This is a genomic window from Collinsella aerofaciens (assembly GCF_005844325.1).
Taxonomy (GTDB): domain Bacteria; phylum Actinomycetota; class Coriobacteriia; order Coriobacteriales; family Coriobacteriaceae; genus Collinsella; species Collinsella aerofaciens_G.
Genome location: NZ_SPFY01000006.1, coordinates 57,357 through 78,481, shown reverse-complemented (window position 1 = coordinate 78,481; position 21,125 = coordinate 57,357). Strand labels below are relative to the sequence as shown.

Below are 21,125 nucleotides of genomic sequence, written 5' to 3'. Positions count from 1 at the left end.
GGCATCGACCTGCGCCGATGCCCCCAACGTGGACACACATTTTGTCCTATAAGCCGAAGGCTCTCGTCCTGAAGCTTTGAAGCCAACTCTTCCCCACTATGAATATCGTATTTAGTTTCGTCATCTGCAACGGGAGCGATGCTATCTCCATCATCCGCTTCATCACCAGAAGGCTGCGCGGCGCCCTTGGCTTCCGCGCCATCGGCAGACGGGTCCGTCGTAGCGGCGTCTTCGCCCTGGCTATGCTCGGTGTCATCACCATTCTGGTTTTCGGTACCCTTATCTGCGGTGCTGTCTGCACCGGCCTCCTCGTCCAAAGCGCCTTCGCCCGCAACGGATTCCTCGGCAGAAACCGTCTGGGCATCGTTGGCAATGGCCTGCGAGATCGGAGGCATGACGAGCGACAGCACCAGGCTCAAAACAGATGCTCCGCACAAAACGCCTGCCAGTACACGGCGCGTCGCTTTATTACTCTGCTTAGATTTGTCTGAATTTGCTTTCATCGATGTCTCCTCCCCAAGAGACCGCGATCTTGCTCTTTCACTATCAAACGTATCTGCGCAATCTGTAATTGCGCACGTTTAATGTTCATATTGTAACGATTGTTTAGACATCTGAGCAACAAAACCGACATTTTTGTAGAGGAGTCTCAATTCTCTTGACATTTGCTCAGATTTACCTTCGTTTATTCGCTATCTATTTTTTGTTTCTACTGGTAATTTAGTTGCACATTATTTTTTAATGGCATTAGATTTATTTGCACAAATTTTTGTTCAATAGCAAACATCCTGCTCACGGTCGAAAATCGACCGCGAGCAGTAGGTCATCAACCGGAAGGAATATCCTACCAAACTGATGAGAATATCTTTAACCCATCGGTGGTTAGAAGCGTAATGTTCAGACAACCATATTTGAATTTGCGCGCAGATTTTAGGCATCAATTCATCTAAATCACCTGAGTGTCTATTGCAATCAAGCGGCCACCACAAAGGTGCCTGTCCCCTTTGTGGTGGCTCTCCACCGGCGCTACAGCAGATGTTCCTCGATAAAGATCGCGATGCCGTCTTTGTCGTTGCTGGCGGTTACAAAGTCGGCGGCGGCACGGGTAGCATCGCTGCCATTTGCCATGGCCACGCCCACGCCGGCGTCGGCCACCATGCAGGTGTCGTTATCGGCATCGCCAAACACGCAGATGTTCTGGAGCTCCATGTCGTTGAGCTCCGCCGCGCGCACAAGGCCGCGCGTCTTGGACACGCGCGGATCCATGAATTCGTAGAGTCGCTGCGTGGTCTGTAGAGCAGCCGCTTTAACGGTATCGTCGGCGAACGTCGACGCTCGCTCGATGACCTGCGGCATCACCTCGGGCGCCATGGTAAACATCACCTTGGTCTGCGGCTCGCGCAAAAACTCGGCAAAGTCGACCACCTTGTAGGGCACGCCGTCGACACGCGACAGGTGCTCGACGCACGCATTGCTCTCGGGCACATAGAGCACGCCGTCCCGAGGGCAAACAGGCGTTGCCGGCAGGCCTGCCATGTGCTCGCAGATGTGCGCGATGGTCTCGCCCGGTAGCGGGTAGCTCAGCTCGTTGATGCCGTGTGCACGGTCGATGACCTCGGCGCCACCGCAGCCCACGAGCACGTCCACCAGGCCTTCGATACCCCAGAGCTCGTACATGGCCTCGGTCGCGTGGGCGTCGCGCCCGGTGCACAGGCCAAAGAGCACGCCGCGCTCGCGCAGTGCGCGGATCGCCGCCACGGTACGCGGGGACACCGTGTGCTGGCTTGTGAGCAGTGTGCCGTCGACATCGCAGAACACGGCTTTAATGTGGCTGAAGGTGGTGTCCATGGGGGCCTTTCTGGGTTGTGCGGCGGTGTGGGGCGTATTCGTGAACGGCGTACATGGTATACCAAGGCACAGGCGCGGCCCGTCAAAGCAAAAACCACCACAAAGGTGCCTGGCCCCTTTGTGGTGGCCTGGCCGGAACGCAAACCATCACAACATTCGACGTTATTCGGCAAAATCGCGATTTTCATCGAATGTTGTGATGGTTTTTACTGCCTTGCGGCACGATCAAAATGCCGGCGTCCAAACAGCAGCAACGCCGCGGGAACTGCCGTCACGACCATGCCCGCACCAACGAGCGTCTGCTGCACACCAAACGTCGCCGCCAGCCACGGGGCAATCGCCAGCGGGGCCACGCCGGCGAACATATTGCCAAAACCCATGACCGAGTTCACGCGACCGAGCTGCTCGAGCGGGGCCGTCGTTTGCACGATCGTGTTGTGGAGCGGGTTGACGACGCCCCAGGCCACGCCCAGGGCAATCTGGCCGACAAGGGCTACGCCCACGTACAGCGTTCCCACGTAGAGCAGGCTTCCCAGACCCACGGACATGAGCGCCACAAGCAGCGTCTTAAGGTTGACCAGGTGCGGCGGCAAGCGGAGCGCGGCCACGGCGCCCAGCACCGCGCCCACACCGCTGGCCGACGAGAGCCAGCCCATCCATTCGACACCGACGTGCAGGACATCGCGGTAGAAGAACGACTCCAGCGGATCGAAGGCACCGTAGCCAAAGTTCGAGAGGAAAATAATGCAGAACAGCAAGGCGAGGATACTGTTGGTGAAGACTGTCTTGATGCTTGTCGCGAAGGTGACGCGGGCGAACGTGCTGGGGTTGGAGCTTTGGCTGGCAGTGATTGCCTTTGTACTGCTGTCCGCGGGAGTACTTTCACGCGCGGCGACGCGAACTGCTTGCGGTCTAAAGCCCCGGCCGGCAATGAACGCCAGTACGGTAAAAATCATCATGAGCACGAACACCGCGCGTGACGATGTAGCCGCCGCGACAAAGCCGCCCAGTGTGGGGCCGACGATAATGCTCACGTTGGAGAACATGGTTATGGCGGAGTTGATGTCTTTGAGTTCGGCGGGATCGTCGGTGAGATATGCCGGATAGGACGTGGCGATGGGTTGGGCGAATCCCATCACAAAACCTAGGAGCGCCGCGTCGGCAAGGACTGTTCCGGTCGCGCTGCCAAAGGCGATGATTGCCGCACCCGTCGCCAGCGTGCCGACGATACTCAACAAGAAATGGCGACGTGGGCCCCAGGCGTCGAGCGCAGCGCCGCCCGCAAAGGACCCCAGGATCACGAATACGTTCATAAACAGAACGGCCAGCGATGTCGCCACGACCGAGGCATCGTCTGCATAGGTGAGCGTTCCGATGACACCGATAAAGTAGCTGGTCTGAAAACCGGTGTAGATGAGAAAGCGCATCGCCACCAGGCGCTTGGCCTGCACGGACAGCGATGGTTGAGGTTTTGAGAAAAGAGAGGCAAGCATGGAGACTCCTTGTTTCATACGAATGCGGACGGCGGGCATTCGCCACCGTCTGTCAAATCAATCTATCCGCATGAAACATTAAGGGCGCATCAAGCCCCTTCTCTCCGTTTTTCGCTCAGTATGAACTACTTGGTAGATTGTAAGGCATGTCCCACACATCTAACAAAGCAAAATCACCACAAAGGTACCTGGCCCCTTTGTGGTGGAAACAGCGTTTGCCCAGATAAAACCTACCAAAATAAACCTGTCCCTTTTTGGCAGGTTCAGCGTCAAGCCTTAAAGGTGGTCTTGGATGAGGTCGCAGATGGCTCGGGCGTCGTTGATGTTGATGGCTCGGGTCGCGAAGCCGGCGTCGAAGGCCTGACGCGCCAAGGCCTCATTGCAGGCAAGGGCCAGCGTGTGACCGTCGACCAGGTCGAGCGAGCTCTTGCCGCGCAGACGGTCGACACCGGAGCGCGCGACCACAATGTTGTCGAAGCCCTCGGTCTTGTAGCCCTCGATGATCACCACGTCGACATCGTTGTAACGCGACAGTAGCTCGCGCGCGGGCATCTCGTCCTCCTCGCGCGTGTCGGCGTACTCCGCCCAGCGCGTGGCGCAGATGAGGCCCACGTGTTTGGATCCGGCCTGATGATGGCGCCACGTATCCTTAGCGGGCACATCGATATCAAAGCCGTGGTGCCCGTGATGCTTGAGCGAACCCACGCGCAGGCCGCGGCGGGTGAGCTCGGCGATAACCTTCTCGACGAGCGTGGTTTTGCCCGAGTTTTGGTAGCCGATAAACGCGATCGCGGGGACGGCCGGAGTGGGAGCTGCGGGCGTGACGGCGACGGGTGCGCTCGCGGGCGCGGCACCGTTAGCGGCCACGGACTCAACGGCAGCGGCCTGACGCTCTGCACGATCCCACACACCCGAGCGGCCGCCTTCCTTGTGCAGCAGGCGCACGTCGACGATCTCCATGCCGCGATCGACGGCCTTGCACATGTCGTAGATCGTTAGGCACGCAGCGCTCGCGCCGGTCAGGGCCTCCATCTCGATACCCGTCTTGCCCGTCACGCCGGCCGTAACCAGTACGTGAAAGCCAACCTGCCCGTCCGCGCGCGCCGGCGCCCAGCCCTCGGGCACGTTCTCGACAGGCATCCCCGCCGAAGCGATGGGCGCAATGTCGCACTTGCTCTTGGTAATGAGCAGCGGATGGCACATGGGGATGATGTCGCTCGTGCGTTTGATGGCCATGATGCCCGCCACGCGCGCGCAGGCAAGCACGTCGCCCTTTTTGGCGCGGTCTTGCAGCACCATGGCCTGCGTCTCGGGATGCATGAGGATGGTGCCCTCGGCGATGGCGATGCGATGCGTCTCGGCCTTGTCGGACACGTCGACCATGCGCACCTCGCCCCTGGCGTCCACGTGCGTCAGCTCGTCGCGACGGGCGTCACGGGCGGGCTCGGTGGCAGCGCTGGCAGACGGCTGCACGGACGTGTCGGCGCTGCCAGCATTCGCCGCAGCCGTGGCTTTGTGGGCAGACATCGCGGCCCTGCGAGCGGCCTTGGTGGCATCGGCGTACCTGCTCTTGGCCATATGATCATCCTCCGATTTGGGACATAAATCGTTGCGTGCCCTCAATTATCGCGTGTTCCTGCGGTTTGTGGGCCACGGCATCGCGCCAAATCGAAAGTACCTGCATATCATCACCACGGCGCAGCGCCTCACGCACCGAATACTCAGCATCGCTGAACAGGCACGGACGCACGTTGCCGTCGGCCGTCAGGCGCAGACGGTTGCAATTCGCACAAAAATGGTTGGACATGGCGCTAATAAAGCCAACCGTTCCCGCCGCGCCCGGAAAGTGCCAATAGCGCGCAGGGCCCGCGCCGGCAGGAGCGTCGTTGATGTCGAGCGACTCGAGCTCGCCCAGTCCCGCCGCGGTGGCCCCGGCATTGATGCGCGCCCGCAGCTCGTCGCTCGGCACGGTGTCGCTCGCGTCCCACAGCTCGGGATTGAGCGCGGGCGCATGCGGGTCCACAGCGCAATGCGAGCTCGTGTGCTCGTCGCCGATGGGCATATATTCGATAAAGCGCAGGTGGATGGGGCGGTCGACGGTCAGTCGTGCGAGGGCCGCCACATCCTGGTTGAGCCGGCGCACCACAACGCAGTTGACCTTAACGGGCTCAAAGCCCCAAGCCAGCGCCGCATCGATGCCTGCCATGGTCTGCTCGAGCCGGCCCAGGCGCGTGATCTTTCCAAACAGCGTAGGGTCGAGTGTGTCGAGCGAAATGTTGACGCGGTTAAGCCCGGCATCTTTAAGCTGCGGCGCCAACTTGGGCAGCAGGGCGCCGTTGGTGGTAAGCGAGATGTCCTCGATCTGCGGAATCGCGCGGATGTCGCGAATGAGCGGGATGATACGGCGGCTGACCAGCGGCTCGCCGCCCGTCAGGCGCACGCGGCGAATGCCCTCCCCCGCCACCAAGCGCACAAAGCGGGCGATTTCCTCGGCACTGAGCAGCTCGTCGTGTGCGCGGGGCGCCACGCCATCGGCCGGCATGCAGTAAATGCAGCGGAAATTGCACTTGTCGGTAACGGCAATGCGCAGGTAGTTGATATCGCGGCCAAAGCCGTCATGTTGCACGTGCCCGTCCACGCAGCCCTCCCCTCACGCGGCGTTTTATTCTTCGGAAAACATAATACCCCACGAGAGAATCACGCCGACACCCGTACGACAGGACAGGTCACTTTGGGCAAGACCGGCTTCCCAAGCCCATCCTCAGCACAGACCATCACAGCATTCGATGCTTTTCCCGTTTTTGGCAAAAAACGTCGAATGTTGTGATGGTTTGCTTGCCCACGGCACCCCGTAGAAGGGCCAAAGCGCCCCTAAAGGCCGCCGTCCCAGTGCCGAATCACGAATTCTCGCAGGTCGTTCTGACGTTTCTGGAACGCTTCGCTTCGATCGCACTTGAGACCCATAGCAAGCGCGATGGCGTTCATCGCCCGGTGCAATTGCAGCTGATGGGCAAACTGAGTCCCGGTGAGGACGATCATCCTAAAGCCCAGCGCGCTCAGCACGGTCATACGCTCCGCGTCCGACGCGCTGCGCTGTTTATCAAGATGGTCCGAGCCGTTGTATTCAATCCCCGTACCGCTCGCAGACGCATATACGTCGATCTCGAAATACCCGGCCTTTGCGAGATACTTGAACTCGTTGGGAACATCGACCCGATGGTTGAGCTCGATCTTGGCGTATCCCAGCCCACCCTGGGAACGTTTTGCTACGACCATGATTGCGGTGGCCGTCTCCATGGGCGACCGCGCGCCATCGTGCACGCGCTTGAGCGCGGCGGCCGCGCGTATAGCCCCCTGGCGAGATCGGTTCTCATTGCAATAAGCAATCAAGTCGGCAACGGTATACCTCTGCCCCATCTCGATGTAATCGCCTGTCGACAGATGATTCAAATGGTATCGGGCACAGATTTCGTAGCCATATTCCAGCTGCTCGGGCTCGCTCATCCACGAACCCGCTTGGACAAAGCACATGACCTCATCAACCACTAGAAGGCCCTCTGCCACCTCGATAAGATGGCCTGGAGGCACCGGCGCCCCAAACACGTGGCATCTAAATCCAGCCGGCGTCGAGCGCTCAAAATCGAAGTTGACGAGCGTGTCGATATGATCGAGCTCTTCTCGCGGAATACCAAGCGAAACCAGATAGTCGGTAACGATCCCAGCTGCCGTTGAAGCCCTCAGCCCTTTGGCATCGAGTCCCAATTTGGGCAGGCTCGCGGTCGGCTCCGCATCGTTAGCAAGCGAGTCCTCATCGTATAGGCTGCTTGCTCGCGAGGGCGGCTCGGACGGGCGCGCCACGTTGTGGTACAGCTAGGCAGTCTTATGGGACAGGACGATCGGCAGGTCCATGAGCCCTCCAATGGAGTCGGATAACCAACCTTATTCCCCTGCCCACGGGTCCGCACACCTTCGTGCGCAAGAAAGCGATTCCACCCGGTCGAGCGGCAGAAAAACCATCACAACATTCGATGCTTTTCCCGATTTTGGCAAAAAACGTCGAATGTTGTGATGGTTTGAGGCGAGGTGAGGGGCACGGAGGGGTCAAAGCATCGTGCTCGAACGGGTTAATCCAGCTCTTTTAAGCCATGCGCCAGCTGCCAGTACTCGCCGTGCTGGGCGAGCAGCTCTTCGTGCGTGCCGCGCTCGATGATGCGGCCGTGTTCGAGGACCATGATGGCGTCGGCGTCGCGGACAGTGGACAGGCGGTGCGCGATCATAAACGTGGTGCGACCGCGCATGATGCGGTCCATACCGCGCTCGATGAGCTTTTCGGTACGCGTGTCGATGGAACTCGTGGCCTCGTCCAGGATGAGCACCGGCGGATCGGCCACCGCCACGCGCGCGATGGCGAGCAGCTGACGCTGACCCTGCGACAGGTTGGCGCCGTCGGCCGTGACCGGTGTGTCGTAGCCCCGCGGCAGGCGGCGGATAAACGAGTCGGCGCAGGCGGCCTCGGCAGCGGCGCGCACTTCCTCGTCGGTCGCGTCGAGCTTGCCAAAGCGGATGTTCTGCGCAATGGTGCCGCTAAACAGGTGCGTGTCCTGCAGCACAATGCCGAGCGACCCGCGCAGGCTGGCCTTGGCAATGTGCTTGACGTCGATGCCGTCGTACGTGATCTCGCCGTCATCGACCTCGTAGAAGCGGTTGATGAGGTTGGTGATGGTCGTCTTGCCGGCGCCCGTGGAGCCCACAAACGCAATCTTTTGCCCCGGCTTGGCAAACAGGTTGAGGTCCGTGAGCACGCGGGCGCCCGGCACGTAGGAAAAGTCCACGGCATGGAAGCGCACGTCGCCGGCAAGCGGGACCAAGCCGCACGTGAGCTCGATGCCGTCGGCGGCCACCGCGCGGCCCGACTCATCAACGGCTGCCACGTCATGCAAGTGCCCGTACGCGCCCACGCCCTGGCCCTCGGGAATCTTCCACGCCCACGCGGCGTCGCCCGTCTGCACCAGCTCCACGCAGCCCTCGTCCACCTCGGGCTCAAGGTCCATAGCCGCAAACAGGCGCTCGGCACCGGCCAACGCGTTGAGCAAGAAGTTGCCCAGCTGCGTAAACTGGTTGATGGGCATGGCCGCCTGGCGCACAAAGACCAGGTAGCTCGCGAGCGCGCCCACGTCGGCGAGTCCCTTGATGCAGAGCATGCCGCCCGCCACGGCGACGATGGCATAGTTGACGTAGCCAATCACCACGGTCATGGGCACCATGGAGTTGGCATAGCTCACGGCGGCGGTGCCGGTGCGGCGAAGCTCGTCGTTGCGGCAGGTGAAGCCGGCGACATTCGCCGCCTCGCGGTTAAAGACCTTGATGACCTTTTGGCCCGAGACCATCTCTTCGACGTATCCGTCCAGGTCGCCAAGCGATGCCTGCTGGGCAGCAAAGAAACGCTTAGAGCGCGCGCCCGAGTAGCGCGCATACAGCACAATGGCCGCATCGCACACGAGTGTGATAATCGTGAGCTGCCAGTTAAGGATGATGAGCATAGCCGTGGTGCCCACAACCTGAATGGCGGCCTGAATCACGTTGGCAAAGCTGTTGTTGAGCGCCTCGGAGACGGTGTCGACGTCATTGGTGAAAAAGCTCATGATGTCGCCCGAGCGCGTGCTGTCAAAATAACTGAGCGGCAGCGTCTGGATGTGCGCGAACAGGTCGCGGCGAATATCGGACACCACGCGTTGGGCCGCGCGCACCATGATCTGCGAGTAGCCCAGGGCCGAAAGCACGCCCGCGGCGTAGATGATCGCCGTCAGGATGACCTGCTTGGCGAGCAGTTCCTCCCCGCCCGTAGCCAAACCGTTAACGATGGGGCGCACCATGTAGGTGCCGGCGAGGCTCGCGATGGCGGCGACGGAGGCGAGCACGCCCACCGCGAGCAACGAGAACTTGGCATGCCCCATGTAGGAGAGCAGGCGGCGCACCGTGCGCTTGAGGTCGGCCGGGCGTGCTTGGGCTGCGGTCTTAGGCATGGCGCTCACCCCCTTCCAAGGGCGATCCGCTGGGAACGGAGGAAAACGGATCATTCGCGCAGCCATCGTCGCCGCCGTCGCTGGCGTCCGTGTTCCCCGCAAACTCCATCTGCGAGGCGTAAATCTCCTGGTATATGTTGTCGCCCGCCAGCAGTTCCTCGTGCGTGCCCACGCCGTGGACACGACCGTCATCCAACACCACAATGCGATCGGCATCCATGACGCTCGCGATGCGCTGGGCGATGATGAGCACGGTCGTATTGGGAATCCGAGCGATGTGCTCGCGAATCTTAGCGTCGGTCGCCATATCGACCGCGCTGGTGGAGTCATCAAAAATGAGCACGCGCGGATGCTTGAGCAGTGTGCGTGCGATGCACAGGCGCTGCTTCTGGCCACCCGAGACACCGGCGCCGCCTTGGCCCAACTCGCCGTCGAGTCCGCCGATGCGATCAAGGAACTCGTCCACGCACGCCGCGCGGCAAGCCGCGAGGAGCTCATCGTCCGACGCCTGCGGATTACCCCACTGCAGGTTCTCGCGCACGGTGCCCGTGAACAGCACATTCTTTTGCAGCACAATGCCCACGGCATCGCGTAAGGTCGCGAGGTCGTAGTCGCGCACGTCGTGTCCGCCCACAAGCACGGTGCCCTCAGTGGCGTCGTACAGGCGCGCAATCAGCTGCACAAGCGAACTCTTGCCCGAGCCCGTGCCGCCGAGGATGCCCACCGTCGAGCCGCTCTCGATGCGAAGGTCGATATGCTCGAGCACATCCTCGGCTGCATCCGCGCGGTATTTAAAGGAAACGTCGCGAAACTCGATACTGCCGTCCGCTGGCGCCGCAATCGCGAGGTCTCCCGCGGGGTTGGCGATAAAGGGCTCCTCATCGAGCACCTCGGCGATACGGCCCACACTCGTAAGAGCGCGCGTGAGCAGCAAAAACACGTTGGAAATCATCATGAGCGAATTCATGATCAGCAGCACGTAGCTCATAAAGCCCGTGAGAGAGCCTACACCCAACTTGCCGGCGAGAATCATGCGGCCGCCAATCCACAGGATGGAGAGCGCAGCCACGTACATCGACAGCTGAAACACCGGCAGGTTGAGCACCGCGCTGCCAAAGGTCTTTGTCGCAGTGCGCGCGAGCTCGGTATTGACGGTGTCGAACTTGGCCTCCTCGTGCTCAGCGCGCACGTAAGCCTTCACGGCGCGCACGGCGGTAAGGTCCTCTTGCACCACGCCGTTGAGGTGGTCCATCGAGGTCTGGAGTTGGCGGTAGAGCGGGCTCACACGCACGGTAATGATACCGAGCACGATGGCGAGCATCGGCAGAATGACGGCAAAGACCGCCGCGAGCTCGCGCGAGAGCGCAAAAGCGTAGACGAAGCCCATGACCAGATTTACCGGCCCGCGCACCATGGGGCGGAAGCCGTTACCTACGGCGTTTTGAATCACGGTGATGTCGGTGGTCATGCGAGTGACGAGCGAGCTGGCGTCGTAGTTGTCCAGATTGCCAAAAGCGAGCGTCTGGATCTTGCGATACTCGGCCTCGCGCAGGTTAGCGCCCAGCCCCGAGGCGACGCGAGCAGACGTGCGTGCATAGCCCAAGCCAAGTACCAGCGAAAATGCGGCGCATACCAACATATACGTACCCTGCAACAGCATGTAGTTGATGTCGCCCGCGGGCACGCCCACATCGATGATATTTGCCATGATGACCGGGATAAACAGCTCGAGCGCCGTCTCAGCAGTCACAAAGAACACGCCGAGTATGGCATCGCGGCGGTATGCCCCCAGATAGGAAAACAGAATCTTGAGATTGCGCACGCAGGTTCATCCCCCATCAAACGTTGTTCGCAAACCCACGTATTATGGCGCGCCGTGCGGCGGTGTCAAGTGTTCCGAAATCGATTTCTGCAAGGCTAGTGCAGGCGCCATGCTCACAGGGCGCACGTCCGTATTCAATTAGAAATGAACGCGAGCGTGACTTTTTCGCCCCACCGCCAACACAAACCTTGACTCTACAATCGTTGTAGGGTTTTCACTACACTGGTATGTAAACGACCCAAGCCAGAAAGTGCCCCGCCCATGGAACACGACCTCACACACGGCAATGTCCTCAAGACCATCGCGGTCTTTGCCCTGCCCTATATGCTCTCGTACTTTTTGCAGATGCTCTACGGCATGGCCGATCTGTACATGATGGGGCAGTTCAGCGGCGCCGCCGGCATCACCGCCGTGGGCAATGGCGCGCAGACGCTCTATATCATTACCGTGACGCTTGTGGGCCTGGCCATGGGAACGACGGTTATCGTCGGCCACGCCGTGGGCTCGCGTCGCTTCGACCGTGCCGAGACCGCCATCGGCAACACCATCACGCTCTTTATGGGTGTCTCGGTGGTGCTGGCCGTTGTCCTGCTTGCGCTGTGCCCGCAGGTTGTGGCGCTCATTGGCACGCCGGCCGAGGCGGTCGAAGGAACCGCCGCCTACCTGCGTATCTGCTTTGTCGGCATTCCCTTTATCGCCGCGTACAACATTCTTTCGGCCATCTTTCGCGGGCTGGGAGATTCGCGCTCGCCCATGTACGTGATCGGCGTGGCATGCATCATCAACATCGCGCTCGACTTTCTATTTATCGGCCACATGGGACTCGGCCCCGTGGGTGCGGCGCTCGGCACGGTAACCGCCCAGACGGCAAGCGTTGCCCTCGCGCTCGTGTGGCTCAAGAGCCGTCGCACGAACATCCACGTTAAGCGTAGCGACCTGCGCCCCCAGCCCGAGGTGCTCGGCAGCATTCTTAAGATCGGCGTGCCCGTGGCCGTGCAGGACGGCTGCATCCAGGTGGCGTTTATGTTCATCACCGTCATTGCCAACCACCGAGGGCTCGTCGACGCTGCCGCCGTGGGCCTGGTCGAAAAGATGATCAGCTTTTTGTTCATTGTGCCGAGTTCCATGGGTGCCACCGTCAGCGCGCTCACGGCGCAAAACGCCGGCGCGGGCAAGGGCGATCGCGCGCGTCAGGTGCTCAAAGACGCCATGACGATCTCGGTGGTGTATGGCTGCCTGATCACGGTGCTGATGTGGCTGGTGGCACCGGCGTTTATCGGCTTTTTTGCCAAGGACTCCGCGGTCGTCGCGGCCGGTACCGGCTATATGCGCAGCTACATTTTCGACGCGATTTTTGCCGGCATCCACATTTGCTTTAGTGGCTTTTTCGCTGCATACGGCAAGAGTTACATCGGCTTTGCGCACAACGTGCTGGCCGTGGCACTCATTCGCGTGCCGGGCGCGTGGCTGCTGTCGAACGCCTATTCCGACACGCTGTTTCCCATGGGCATCGCTTCGCCATGCGGCTCGATTTTGTCGGCAGTCATCTGTGTTGTCGCGTTTACCGTGCTCAACCGGCGTGGGGCTTTTGACAAGTTGGCAGCGTAGCGGGGCAACGCGAAATCGCCCCCATCGACGACATCATCAGCGACGACCCGGCGACCTACGTGACGCAGATCACGGTGCCGGTTGTCCCGGCAAAGTAAGAACCGCCCGGAAGGCATCGTGCTTCCGGGCGGTTCTTACTAATCATTATCCAGCAACTCGAATCGATTTCTAGATATCACCAATGCGGCATAATCTTGGCTTTGGTGAAAAACATGGGCAACCACAACGTCCTCGTTATCGTAGTAATAAAGCATTACATAAGAATTGACGAGGCAAGCATGGTAGCCAAGCGCTGCAAGCTCGGGTAACTTCGATAAGCCGTAGTCAACTACACCACTTTGAAGAAGCTGGAGCTGACTACGGTATTTATCAAGAAAATGCCGGGCGGTAAAAATACCATGCCCTAATAGATAATCAACGATATCGTCAACCTCTTGTTCAGCTGTAGGCAGAATCTTGACGTTATAGGCCATATTTTGCCTCAAGGTCATCGAGGGCCTCAAAGGCATCACGCGCCGTGCCGGCAGCACGCTCCCGCTCGGCCACAGCTATACGAGCCATCAGGCGAGCCTTAGCCTGTTCCTGAACCATGAGGTCATAGTCTTCAGATCGAAGTACAACAAATTTGCTATAGCCGTTTTTTGTAACAGTCACTGGGCCCGTAGTAGTTTCAACGAGCTCAGAAAACTTTGCGGTGTCCCGCATATCTTTAATTGGAACGCAAACGGGCATGGCACACTCCTAACATAATTGTGTACACAATTATGTTACACCAAAACGACCCCGCTAAAGTCCTAAAGCATCTTCACTGACAATCTGAATGTCATCGCCCTTGGACTGGAGTTCCAAGGCTTTCTTTACCTTACTCCCGTAGTTCTTTGTAGTCCAAGCATCGCTGCCTTCATCGCCCACAACCACGTAGTCGCATTTCTTTGACACGCCACTCAGTACCTGGCCGCCATTCTGCAAAATAAACTGCTTGATACACTCTTTTGAACCATGATAGAAAGTACCAGAGAGGCAGAATTTCTTTCCTTCAATTTGAACCTGTCGATGCGCTACGCCATCGGAGCAGGGATTGATTACCCCCTGCAATAAACCAACCAATTGATTGGATTCGCGCTCATCTATATCACCATCCGCCAAAGCGGCAGTTAGAAGCGAGCAAACTTTGTCGAGCAAAGGGTCGCCTTGCAACTTATCATGTTCTTCGACATACTGCAGTACTGACATTGCCTCCAAGGCATCAACTCGGCCATTGGCGACTATCATTTCGCACAAACTTAGAAAGTCGCAGTAATCGGCAGTCTTTTCCGACTTCACTCTCTGTGCCGAAGCACGGGAAGCCCCTTCATTTGAACGTCGTTTGCAACTAGCACCAAGACTATACGGTGCAAACGTGGGGACACGCCCCTCGTCTTCCATAACCAACGAGTGGAAAATACGCCTGCAAGCATCCGCATCGTCCAAGGCTCGATGATGGTTCCCCATCTCAAGATCTAGGCATCGGCAAACCGTTGGAAGCTTATAGTCTGGGTATTCTGGATGCCACTGCTTGGCAAGCTCTTTAGTGCAGGCGTAATTCCACTCGGGCCTGTCAAGTTCATAGGCGTCGAATAGCTTCCACAGAACCGCCAAATCAAATGAAGCGTTGTGAGCAACCAGAGCGGCTCCGTCAAACAAGCTTTTCAATGAGCGTGACCATATTTCCGGAAATGTAGGAGCACCGGCAACATCAGCGTGGGAAATGCCCGTTAGCCTCATGTTTATTTCCGAAAACGGCTCCTCAGGATCAACCAAATAGGAATCCTCTGCAAGGACGGCACCATTGCAGTCACATCGAATTAGTCCAATTGAGCTAATTCGATCATTGTGTCCATTTGGAGTTTCAACATCCAAAAACAGTACGTCTGCCGCCATGACAGTCTCCCTACTCCACAGGAACTTCGCCCGTTTCGATAATTTCCTCAAGTTGGTCTTCGTCCAGTACGGGCACACCAAGTGCTTGGGCCTTAGTGAGCTTTGAGCCCGCATTCGCCCCCGCAACTACATAGGAGGTTTTCTTCGAAACCGACCCCGTCACCTTAGCCCCCAGAAGTTTCAACACATCCCCAGCCTCGGAACGAGAACGTTTCTCGAGTGTACCGGTCAGAACAAAAGTCAATCCTGTTAGTGGTTGCTCTGAAGCGAGATTGGCGGAAATACCAGCTTTTTCAGACTTTGCCTGCATTGCGCCCATAAGGTCTTCCTCGAGAGAGAAACCGCATTCACGAAGTCGCTGAAGCACATCGAGATTTTCCGGAACAGAGAAGAACTCCTTTATGCTATTTGCGATTTCCGGTCCAACCCCTTCGATCTGGGCTATATCTTCCTCGTCAGCTATAACAAGTGCATCAATTGAAAGGTAACGCCGGGCTATAAGCTCGGCGACGCTCTTCCCCACCAAGCGAATCCCCAAAGCAAACAGAATCCTTGGGAGCGGCAACTGCCGAGATTTATTGAGCTCATCGACTATCTTTTCAGCCGTCTTCACACCCACCGGTATGGGCTCGCCCGCATTTTTAACGATTCGATCGGCTTTGTAAAGCCTTGGAGTACCGTCCTCGTTGAGCATCGGCTTTCCATGCTTATCGAGCATGGGGTCGCCCTTACGATGCCCCCCTTTTACCACGCGGCCCGTGTCCAGGCCTGCGATGTCATCGATCGTGAGCTGGTAGAAGTCCGCGACATCGTGGACCAGGCCGGCGGCGATCATCTTGTCGACAATCTCGTCGCCTAGGCCGTCGACGTCCATGCAGCCGCGGCTCACCCAGTGGAGCAGGCGCTCCTTGAGCTGCGCGGGGCAGTCGATGGAGACGCAGCGGTAGGCAACCTCGCCGTCCTCGTGGACCACGGGGCTGCCGCACACGGGGCAGACCTCGGGCATGTGCCAGTCGACCGAATCGGCCGGGCGCTTATCGAGTACCGGGCCCACGACCTCGGGGATTACGTCGCCTGCCTTGTGCACGATGATGGTGTCGCCCTCGCGCACGTTTTTGCGACGGATCTCGTCGATATTGTGCAGCGTGGCGCGCGCGATGGTGGAGCCGGCAACCGTCACCGGGTCGAACTCGGCGACCGGCGTGAGCACACCGGTGCGGCCCACCTGGATGCGAATTTCGCGCAGGACGGTCTGCTTTTCCTCGGGCGGGAACTTAAAGGCGATGGCCCAGCGCGGCGCGCGGGCAGTAAAGCCCAGGTCGAGCTGCTGCTGAAAGCTGTCGACCTTTACGACCACGCCGTCGATGTCGTAGTCCAGGTCACCGCGGTGCTCAAGCGCCTGGGCACAGAACTCGTGGACCTCGGCGGGTGTGGCGCAGCGTGCCACGTTGGGGTTGACGCTAAAGCCGGCGCTGCGCAGCCAGTCCAGAAACTCGCGCTGGCTGTGGACGTGCAACGGGTCGGTATCGGCGATGGCGTAGATAAAGGTGGCCAGATCGCGGCGTGCTGTGACCTTGGGATCCTTTTGGCGCAGGCTGCCGGCGGCGGCGTTGCGCGGGTTGGCGAAGGGGTCGCGGCCCTCGGCATCGGCCTCTTCATTCAGGCGGACAAAGCTGCCCTTGGGCATGTAGACCTCGCCGCGTACCTCAATGGTGCGCTCGCGGTCGGCGCCCATGTGGGCGAGTGCCGGCTCGGACAGGTGCATGGGCACATCCTTGATGGTGCGCACGTTGAGCGACACGTCCTCGCCCGTGGTGCCATCGCCGCGCGTGGCCGCGCGCACGAAGGTGCCGTTTTGATAGGTAAGCGCAACGCCCAAGCCGTCAATCTTGAGCTCGCAGGTATAGGTGACGCTACCTGCGCCGAGCGCATCCTCGGTTCGTTGGAGCCACGCGTCAAGTTCGTCCAGATCCATGGCATCGTCCATGGAATACATGCGCGCCATATGCGTGACCGACGTAAACTGCTCGCTCACGTAGCCGCCCACACGCTGGGTATAGCTGTCGGGCGTTACCAAATCGGGGTAGGCAGCCTCGATCTCCTGCAGCTCAACGAGCATTTTGTCAAAGGCGGCGTCCGTGATCTCGGGCGCATCGAGCATGTAGTAGCGATAGGCGTGGTAATCGAGCTCGTGGCGCAGCTCGGCCGCACGTGCTGCCGCCTGGGCACGGGCATCGGTCGGTGCAGCGGCATCCGCACTCGCGGGCGTTTCGGTATCGATGTCCACGCCGTCACCAAACAGGCTCGATTGCTCCATAGCGGCACTCCTTCGCTCGATTTCAAACGGATACTAGAGTACCACCGGTCACCATGGCGCCGAATAGCCCTTTCGAACCGCACCGAATCGGCAGCCGACGGACCGGGGTGGATCGCGCGATCAACCCATGCCCTTGTCAGTTCTAAATGACCCGTTTTCCTCCGTCCCCAACGGATCAATAAGAAAAGAGGAGCTGTCCCACGTTGATGGGACAGCCCCTCTGGCATCGGTATGTGCGATACAGCTCGTTAGAAACCCTGGCCGTAGCCTTGACCCTGGCCCTGCTGGCCCAGCAGCTCCTCCAGATACTGGCGCAGCTGCTCGTCGGTAATACCGCCGTTGCCGGTGTCGGTCGAGCTGTCGTCCTGCTGCTGGTTCTGCAGCTCCTCGTCGGAGCCCAGCTCGACGGTGACCTTCTTCTCGTCCTTGCCGCGCATAAGCGTGATCTCGACCTTCTCGCCCACCTCGTGGCTGCGCAGCGCGATGATCAGGCCATCGGCGCTCGTGATCTCGTCGTCGCCCAGCTTGGTAATGACATCGCCCTCTTGGATGCCGGCCTTTGCGGCAGGACCGTCCTCAACGACGCTCGCCACGTACGCGCCGCTATCGGTGCTCAGCTTGTTAGTGCGAGCGTTGAGCGCGTTGACGCTCGAAAGCGTGGCTCCCAGGTACGGGTGCACCGGCGTCTTGCCGCCGATGATCTGGTCGGCAATGTTCTTGGCGTAGTTAACGGGAATAGCAAAGCCCACGCCCGAGCTAGAGCCCGAGTAGCTCTCGATGAGCGAGTTGATGCCCACCAGCTCGCCGTTGTCGTTAACGAGCGCGCCGCCGGAGTTGCCTGGGTTGATGGCGGCATCGGTCTGGATCATGTTGGCGTAGATAGTGTTGCCGCTGGTAGAGCTCATGGCCGTGGAGCGATACAGCGCCGACACGATACCGGTGGAGACAGACTGCTCGTTGCCAAACGGCGAACCGATCGCCATGACCCACTCGCCCACGTTGAGCTTGGAGGAATCACCGATCTCGATCGGCGTGAGCTTGGAGGCGTCGGCGTCCTTGAGCTTGATGACGGCGAGGTCACTCGAAGCATCGTTGCCCACGAACTCGGCCTCGTAGGTGGTGCCGTCGTCCATGGTGACCACGTACTGGTCGTAGCCGTCGACCACGTGGTTGTTGGTGAGGATGTGGCCCTCGGTATCGAGCACGACGCCCGAACCGACGCTGCCCGAGCTATCCGACTCATCAGCAGACTGCGAAAGCGAGCCATTCTGGCTGCCGCTCGAAGTGGCGGTAATGGAAACGACGGAGGGCAGGGCCTTAGCAGAAACGGCCTCGGCCAGCGTGGTGTCCTCGGAGTCGATCGTGATCTTTTGCGTCGATGAACCCGAAGCGCCCGCCGTCACGGCATTCTTGCCGCCGCCGATATCGAGCGTGCCGCTCATAATGAGCGCGATGACCAGCAGGGCGCCGCAGGCGCAGCCGGCGAGTGCCGTAATAAAGATCGGCAGCTTTTTGGTCTTGGTCTTGACCACCGTGTGCTTGTTCACGACCTGTTGGCCGCCCAGCGGCTTGCCGGTCTGCGTATCGTATGCCTGCACGTAGGGAATGTTGCTACCGGCAGGCGTCGACTCCACCTGCACACGCGGCTGCTGCTGGGTCTCGCCAGCGTTGCCCGCATCCTGGGGGTGCTGGGAATCGTTCTCGCTCATAGCTGCGATCCTTTCGTCAAATAACCAAAGGCCCGCCAAACATGTGGCGGGCCATCATTGTTCACGTTGAGTTGTACCCCAATATGCGGGCGCAAGTGTATGAGAACGCAATCTTTTAGGAAGGCTTAAGTTCTGCCGCAGACCCGAAAGGAATCCGTACCTGCGTCAAAACCACCACAAAAGTGCCTGTCCCCTTTGTGGTGAAAAGCTAGTCCTTAAACAGATAGCCCACGCCGCGGACGGTGGTGATGTGCGCCGCGATCTGCGGACCCACCTTGGAGCGGATGCGTCGAATGTGCACGTCGACGGTGCGCGTGCCGCCGCAGTACTCAAAGCCCCACACGCGGTGCAGCAGCACCTCGCGGCTGTAGGCGCGGTTGGGGTGCGTCGCCAAAAAGCTCAGCAGCGAGTACTCCATCAGCGTCAGGTCGATGGGCTCATCATCGAGCGTCACCTGGTAGGTGGCCAGGTTAATCTCGAGGTTATCGATGTTGAGTACATCGTCGGCGGTGACGGTCTCCTCCTCGCCCATCAGGCGCTGCGCACGAGCCTTGAGCTCGTTGGGCGTCGCCGTGGGGCACACAAAGTCGGCATGCGCGTGATTCGGCAGGCGCAGGGTGCCAAGGGCCTCATCGTCGACGATCACCAGCATGGGGACGCCGCCACGATCGTCAAGCCACTTGGCAATCTGATCGATGCGGTCGCTGCGAATGCCGTCGGAATCGAGGATCAGCAGGTCAAAGTCGTGCGCCGCAGTCGGCGAATCGGGGGTTGCCAGGCTCACCTCGACACCCAGGGTGGTCGTCAAGCTGCGGGCAAACTCGTGGAAGCGCGTCGTGCGCGCCATGAACAGGGCACTCTTTTCGGACATATCGGCCTCCAAAGAAATGAGCTCAATCGTACTGGAACAAGCCAGCGCGATTAGGAGTTCGCCAGGTAGTGCTTGATCTCCCACTCGGTGATCGTAGACTCAAACTTATGCCACTCGTCGCGCTTCTTTTTGAGGAAGAAGCTGTGGATGTGCTCGCCGAGGGCATCCTTCATAAACTGCGAGTCCTCAAACACGTCGAGCGCCTCTTTGAGCGAGCGCGGCAGCGGCGTGTAGCCGGCCTCGAGCATCTGACGGTCGGTGAGCTTGAGCGTCTCGGCCGTTGCCTCGGGCGGGAGTTCCAGCTTGCGCTCGATGCCGTCCAGACCAGCCGCCAGCGTGACGGCGTTGACCAGGTACGGGTTGGCCATGGGGTCGGGACTGCGCAGCTCGATGCGCGTGGACAGCTGCTTGCCGGGCTTGTAGACCGGGATGCGGACCATGCTCGCGCGGTTGCGCAGGCCCCACGTGGCGTACTGCGGCACGGAGTCGCCGCCCGTGGTGATGCGCTTGTACGAGTTGACCGTGGGGTTGGTGATGGCGCTGATCTCGCGGGCATGCGCCAGAATGCCGGCCATGTAGTGTTTGGCGATGTCGGAAAGATGGTACTTCTCGTCGTCCTCGCCCCAAAAGACATTGTTGCCGTCGTGGTCGAATAGCGACTGGCACAGGAACATAGCGCTGCCGTCCTCGCCCGCCAACGGCTTGGGCATAAAGGAGGCGTGGCACCCGCTCTCGTAGGCCTGCTGCTTAATGATGAGTTTGGCCGTGGTGATGGCGTCGGACATGCTCAGGGCCTCGGCGTGGCGCAGGCTCATGCCGTGCTGCGAGCGGCCGGCGGCATGGAAGGTGTACTCCACGGGCACGGACATCTTCTCGAGCGTGAGGACCGTGTTGCGGCGCAGGTCGCGGGCGGCATCGCTCACCGAAAGATCGAAGTAGCCCACGTTGTCGAGCGGCTCGGGGGTGTGCTCGTCGGGGAAGTAGTAATACTCCAGCTCGGCGCCCACGTTGAGCAGATAGCCAGCCTTCTCGGCCTTGTGGAACATGCGGCGCAGGGCATCGCGCGGGTCCCCAGCGAAGGGCTTGCGGTCGGGAGTGCACACGTCGCAGAACACGCGGGCGACGCCGTTGTGGCTCGGGCGCCACGGCAAAATCTGGAAGGTCGAAGCATCGGGGAATGCGAGCATGTCGGCTTCCTCGGGCGTGGCAAAGCCCTCGATGGCGGAGCCGTCAAAGCCAATACCCTCCTCAAAAGCGACCTCAAGGTCCTCGGGGCTAATGGCAAAGTTCTTGAGGCGGCCGAGAATGTCGACAAACCACAGACGCACAAAGCGGATGTCACGCTGCTCTACGGAGCGGAGTACGTAATCGATGTTCTGCTGGTTCATGTCGCTCCCCTTTCTTTCGGGCGGGTTTCGACTGGTCTATATCGCAGATACTATCGCAGAAAAATGTTTCCGCAGGGTTAAAGCGTATCAAGCGCTCAAAAAACGTGCGCGAACAGGCAGTTGCGA

Annotated in this window: 16 protein-coding genes; 1 reads left to right on the top strand and 15 read right to left on the bottom strand. The window is 59.8% G+C overall.

Annotation, left to right across the window (positions count from 1 at the left end; translation table 11 throughout):
• From FGQ61_RS03580 to FGQ61_RS03545, 8 genes are all read right to left on the bottom strand, one after another.
• On the bottom strand, positions 1-503 hold a 503-nt coding region (locus tag FGQ61_RS03580), incomplete at its 3' end, for a hypothetical protein (protein WP_212745431.1).
• Positions 504-1,026: 523 nt separating this feature from the next.
• The gene (locus FGQ61_RS03575; RefSeq protein WP_138374598.1) at positions 1,027-1,848 is read right to left on the bottom strand and encodes an HAD family hydrolase; all 822 of its coding nucleotides are present in this window, start codon (positions 1,846-1,848) and stop codon (positions 1,027-1,029) included.
• Between the two features lie 206 nt (positions 1,849-2,054).
• Positions 2,055-3,341: an MFS transporter gene (locus FGQ61_RS03570; protein WP_171021493.1), complete on the bottom strand. Its 1,287-nt coding sequence runs from the start codon at positions 3,339-3,341 to the stop codon at positions 2,055-2,057.
• 276 nt (positions 3,342-3,617) lie between these two features.
• The gene (gene mobB / locus FGQ61_RS09790; RefSeq protein ID WP_138374596.1) at positions 3,618-4,919 is read right to left on the bottom strand and encodes a molybdopterin-guanine dinucleotide biosynthesis protein B; all 1,302 of its coding nucleotides are present in this window, start codon (positions 4,917-4,919) and stop codon (positions 3,618-3,620) included.
• Positions 4,920-4,923: 4 nt separating this feature from the next.
• The gene (gene moaA / locus FGQ61_RS03560; protein WP_249360923.1) at positions 4,924-5,979 is read right to left on the bottom strand and encodes a GTP 3',8-cyclase MoaA; all 1,056 of its coding nucleotides are present in this window, start codon (positions 5,977-5,979) and stop codon (positions 4,924-4,926) included.
• 233 nt (positions 5,980-6,212) lie between these two features.
• On the bottom strand, positions 6,213-7,199 hold the full coding sequence (locus tag FGQ61_RS03555; protein ID WP_138374595.1) for a hypothetical protein: 987 nt from the start codon (positions 7,197-7,199) through the stop codon (positions 6,213-6,215).
• 266 nt (positions 7,200-7,465) lie between these two features.
• Entirely contained in the window at positions 7,466-9,364 is a 1,899-nt protein-coding gene (locus FGQ61_RS03550; protein WP_138374594.1) for an ABC transporter ATP-binding protein, read from the bottom strand.
• Positions 9,357-11,186: an ABC transporter ATP-binding protein gene (locus FGQ61_RS03545; RefSeq protein ID WP_138374593.1), complete on the bottom strand. Its 1,830-nt coding sequence runs from the start codon at positions 11,184-11,186 to the stop codon at positions 9,357-9,359. Before FGQ61_RS03545 ends, FGQ61_RS03550 begins: the two co-directional genes overlap by 8 nt.
• A 261-nt stretch (positions 11,187-11,447) precedes the next feature.
• Here FGQ61_RS03545 and FGQ61_RS03540 point away from each other — a divergent pair, with 261 nt between their 5' ends.
• Positions 11,448-12,794, top strand: a complete 1,347-nt coding sequence (locus FGQ61_RS03540) for an MATE family efflux transporter (protein WP_138374592.1) — start codon at positions 11,448-11,450, stop codon at positions 12,792-12,794.
• A gap of 137 nt (positions 12,795-12,931) precedes the next feature.
• Here FGQ61_RS03540 and FGQ61_RS03535 read toward each other — a convergent pair whose 3' ends face one another.
• The 7 genes from FGQ61_RS03535 to FGQ61_RS03505 form a co-directional block, all read right to left on the bottom strand.
• A complete protein-coding gene (locus tag FGQ61_RS03535; protein WP_161145504.1) occupies positions 12,932-13,267 on the bottom strand; it encodes a type II toxin-antitoxin system RelE/ParE family toxin in 336 nt (111 codons plus the stop codon).
• Entirely contained in the window at positions 13,257-13,526 is a 270-nt protein-coding gene (locus FGQ61_RS03530) for a type II toxin-antitoxin system prevent-host-death family antitoxin (RefSeq protein ID WP_117635874.1), read from the bottom strand. Before FGQ61_RS03530 ends, FGQ61_RS03535 begins: the two co-directional genes overlap by 11 nt.
• A gap of 54 nt (positions 13,527-13,580) precedes the next feature.
• Positions 13,581-14,714 carry an exonuclease domain-containing protein gene (locus FGQ61_RS03525; protein WP_161145503.1) on the bottom strand — a complete coding sequence of 378 codons (1,134 nt, stop codon included), beginning with the start codon at positions 14,712-14,714 and terminating at the stop codon, positions 13,581-13,583.
• 10 nt (positions 14,715-14,724) lie between these two features.
• On the bottom strand, positions 14,725-17,031 hold the full coding sequence (gene ligA / locus FGQ61_RS03520; RefSeq protein WP_138374589.1) for an NAD-dependent DNA ligase LigA: 2,307 nt from the start codon (positions 17,029-17,031) through the stop codon (positions 14,725-14,727).
• Between the two features lie 248 nt (positions 17,032-17,279).
• Entirely contained in the window at positions 17,280-18,740 is a 1,461-nt protein-coding gene (locus FGQ61_RS03515) for a S1C family serine protease (RefSeq protein ID WP_138374588.1), read from the bottom strand.
• Between the two features lie 208 nt (positions 18,741-18,948).
• Positions 18,949-19,611, bottom strand: coding sequence for a response regulator transcription factor (locus FGQ61_RS03510; protein ID WP_022095077.1), 663 nt, complete (start codon positions 19,609-19,611; stop codon positions 18,949-18,951).
• Positions 19,612-19,661: 50 nt separating this feature from the next.
• Positions 19,662-20,999: a glutamine synthetase family protein gene (locus FGQ61_RS03505; RefSeq protein ID WP_138374587.1), complete on the bottom strand. Its 1,338-nt coding sequence runs from the start codon at positions 20,997-20,999 to the stop codon at positions 19,662-19,664.
• Positions 21,000-21,125 lie beyond the last annotated feature (126 nt).

What these genes read in the sequence shown, in the direction of transcription:
- FGQ61_RS03575 (WP_138374598.1), bottom strand. Translation starts at nt 1,848, where the DNA reads ATGGACACCACCTTCAGCCACATTAAAGCCGTGTTCTGCGATGTCGAC.
- FGQ61_RS03570 (WP_171021493.1), bottom strand. Translation starts at nt 3,341, where the DNA reads ATGCTTGCCTCTCTTTTCTCAAAACCTCAACCATCGCTGTCCGTGCAG.
- mobB (WP_138374596.1), bottom strand. Translation starts at nt 4,919, where the DNA reads ATGGCCAAGAGCAGGTACGCCGATGCCACCAAGGCCGCTCGCAGGGCC.
- FGQ61_RS03550 (WP_138374594.1), bottom strand. Translation starts at nt 9,364, where the DNA reads ATGCCTAAGACCGCAGCCCAAGCACGCCCGGCCGACCTCAAGCGCACG.
- FGQ61_RS03540 (WP_138374592.1), top strand. Translation starts at nt 11,448, where the DNA reads ATGGAACACGACCTCACACACGGCAATGTCCTCAAGACCATCGCGGTC.
- FGQ61_RS03535 (WP_161145504.1), bottom strand. Translation starts at nt 13,267, where the DNA reads ATGGCCTATAACGTCAAGATTCTGCCTACAGCTGAACAAGAGGTTGAC.
- FGQ61_RS03530 (WP_117635874.1), bottom strand. Translation starts at nt 13,526, where the DNA reads ATGCCCGTTTGCGTTCCAATTAAAGATATGCGGGACACCGCAAAGTTT.
- FGQ61_RS03525 (WP_161145503.1), bottom strand. Translation starts at nt 14,714, where the DNA reads ATGGCGGCAGACGTACTGTTTTTGGATGTTGAAACTCCAAATGGACAC.
- ligA (WP_138374589.1), bottom strand. Translation starts at nt 17,031, where the DNA reads ATGGAGCAATCGAGCCTGTTTGGTGACGGCGTGGACATCGATACCGAA.
- FGQ61_RS03515 (WP_138374588.1), bottom strand. Translation starts at nt 18,740, where the DNA reads ATGAGCGAGAACGATTCCCAGCACCCCCAGGATGCGGGCAACGCTGGC.
- FGQ61_RS03510 (WP_022095077.1), bottom strand. Translation starts at nt 19,611, where the DNA reads ATGTCCGAAAAGAGTGCCCTGTTCATGGCGCGCACGACGCGCTTCCAC.
- FGQ61_RS03505 (WP_138374587.1), bottom strand. Translation starts at nt 20,999, where the DNA reads ATGAACCAGCAGAACATCGATTACGTACTCCGCTCCGTAGAGCAGCGT.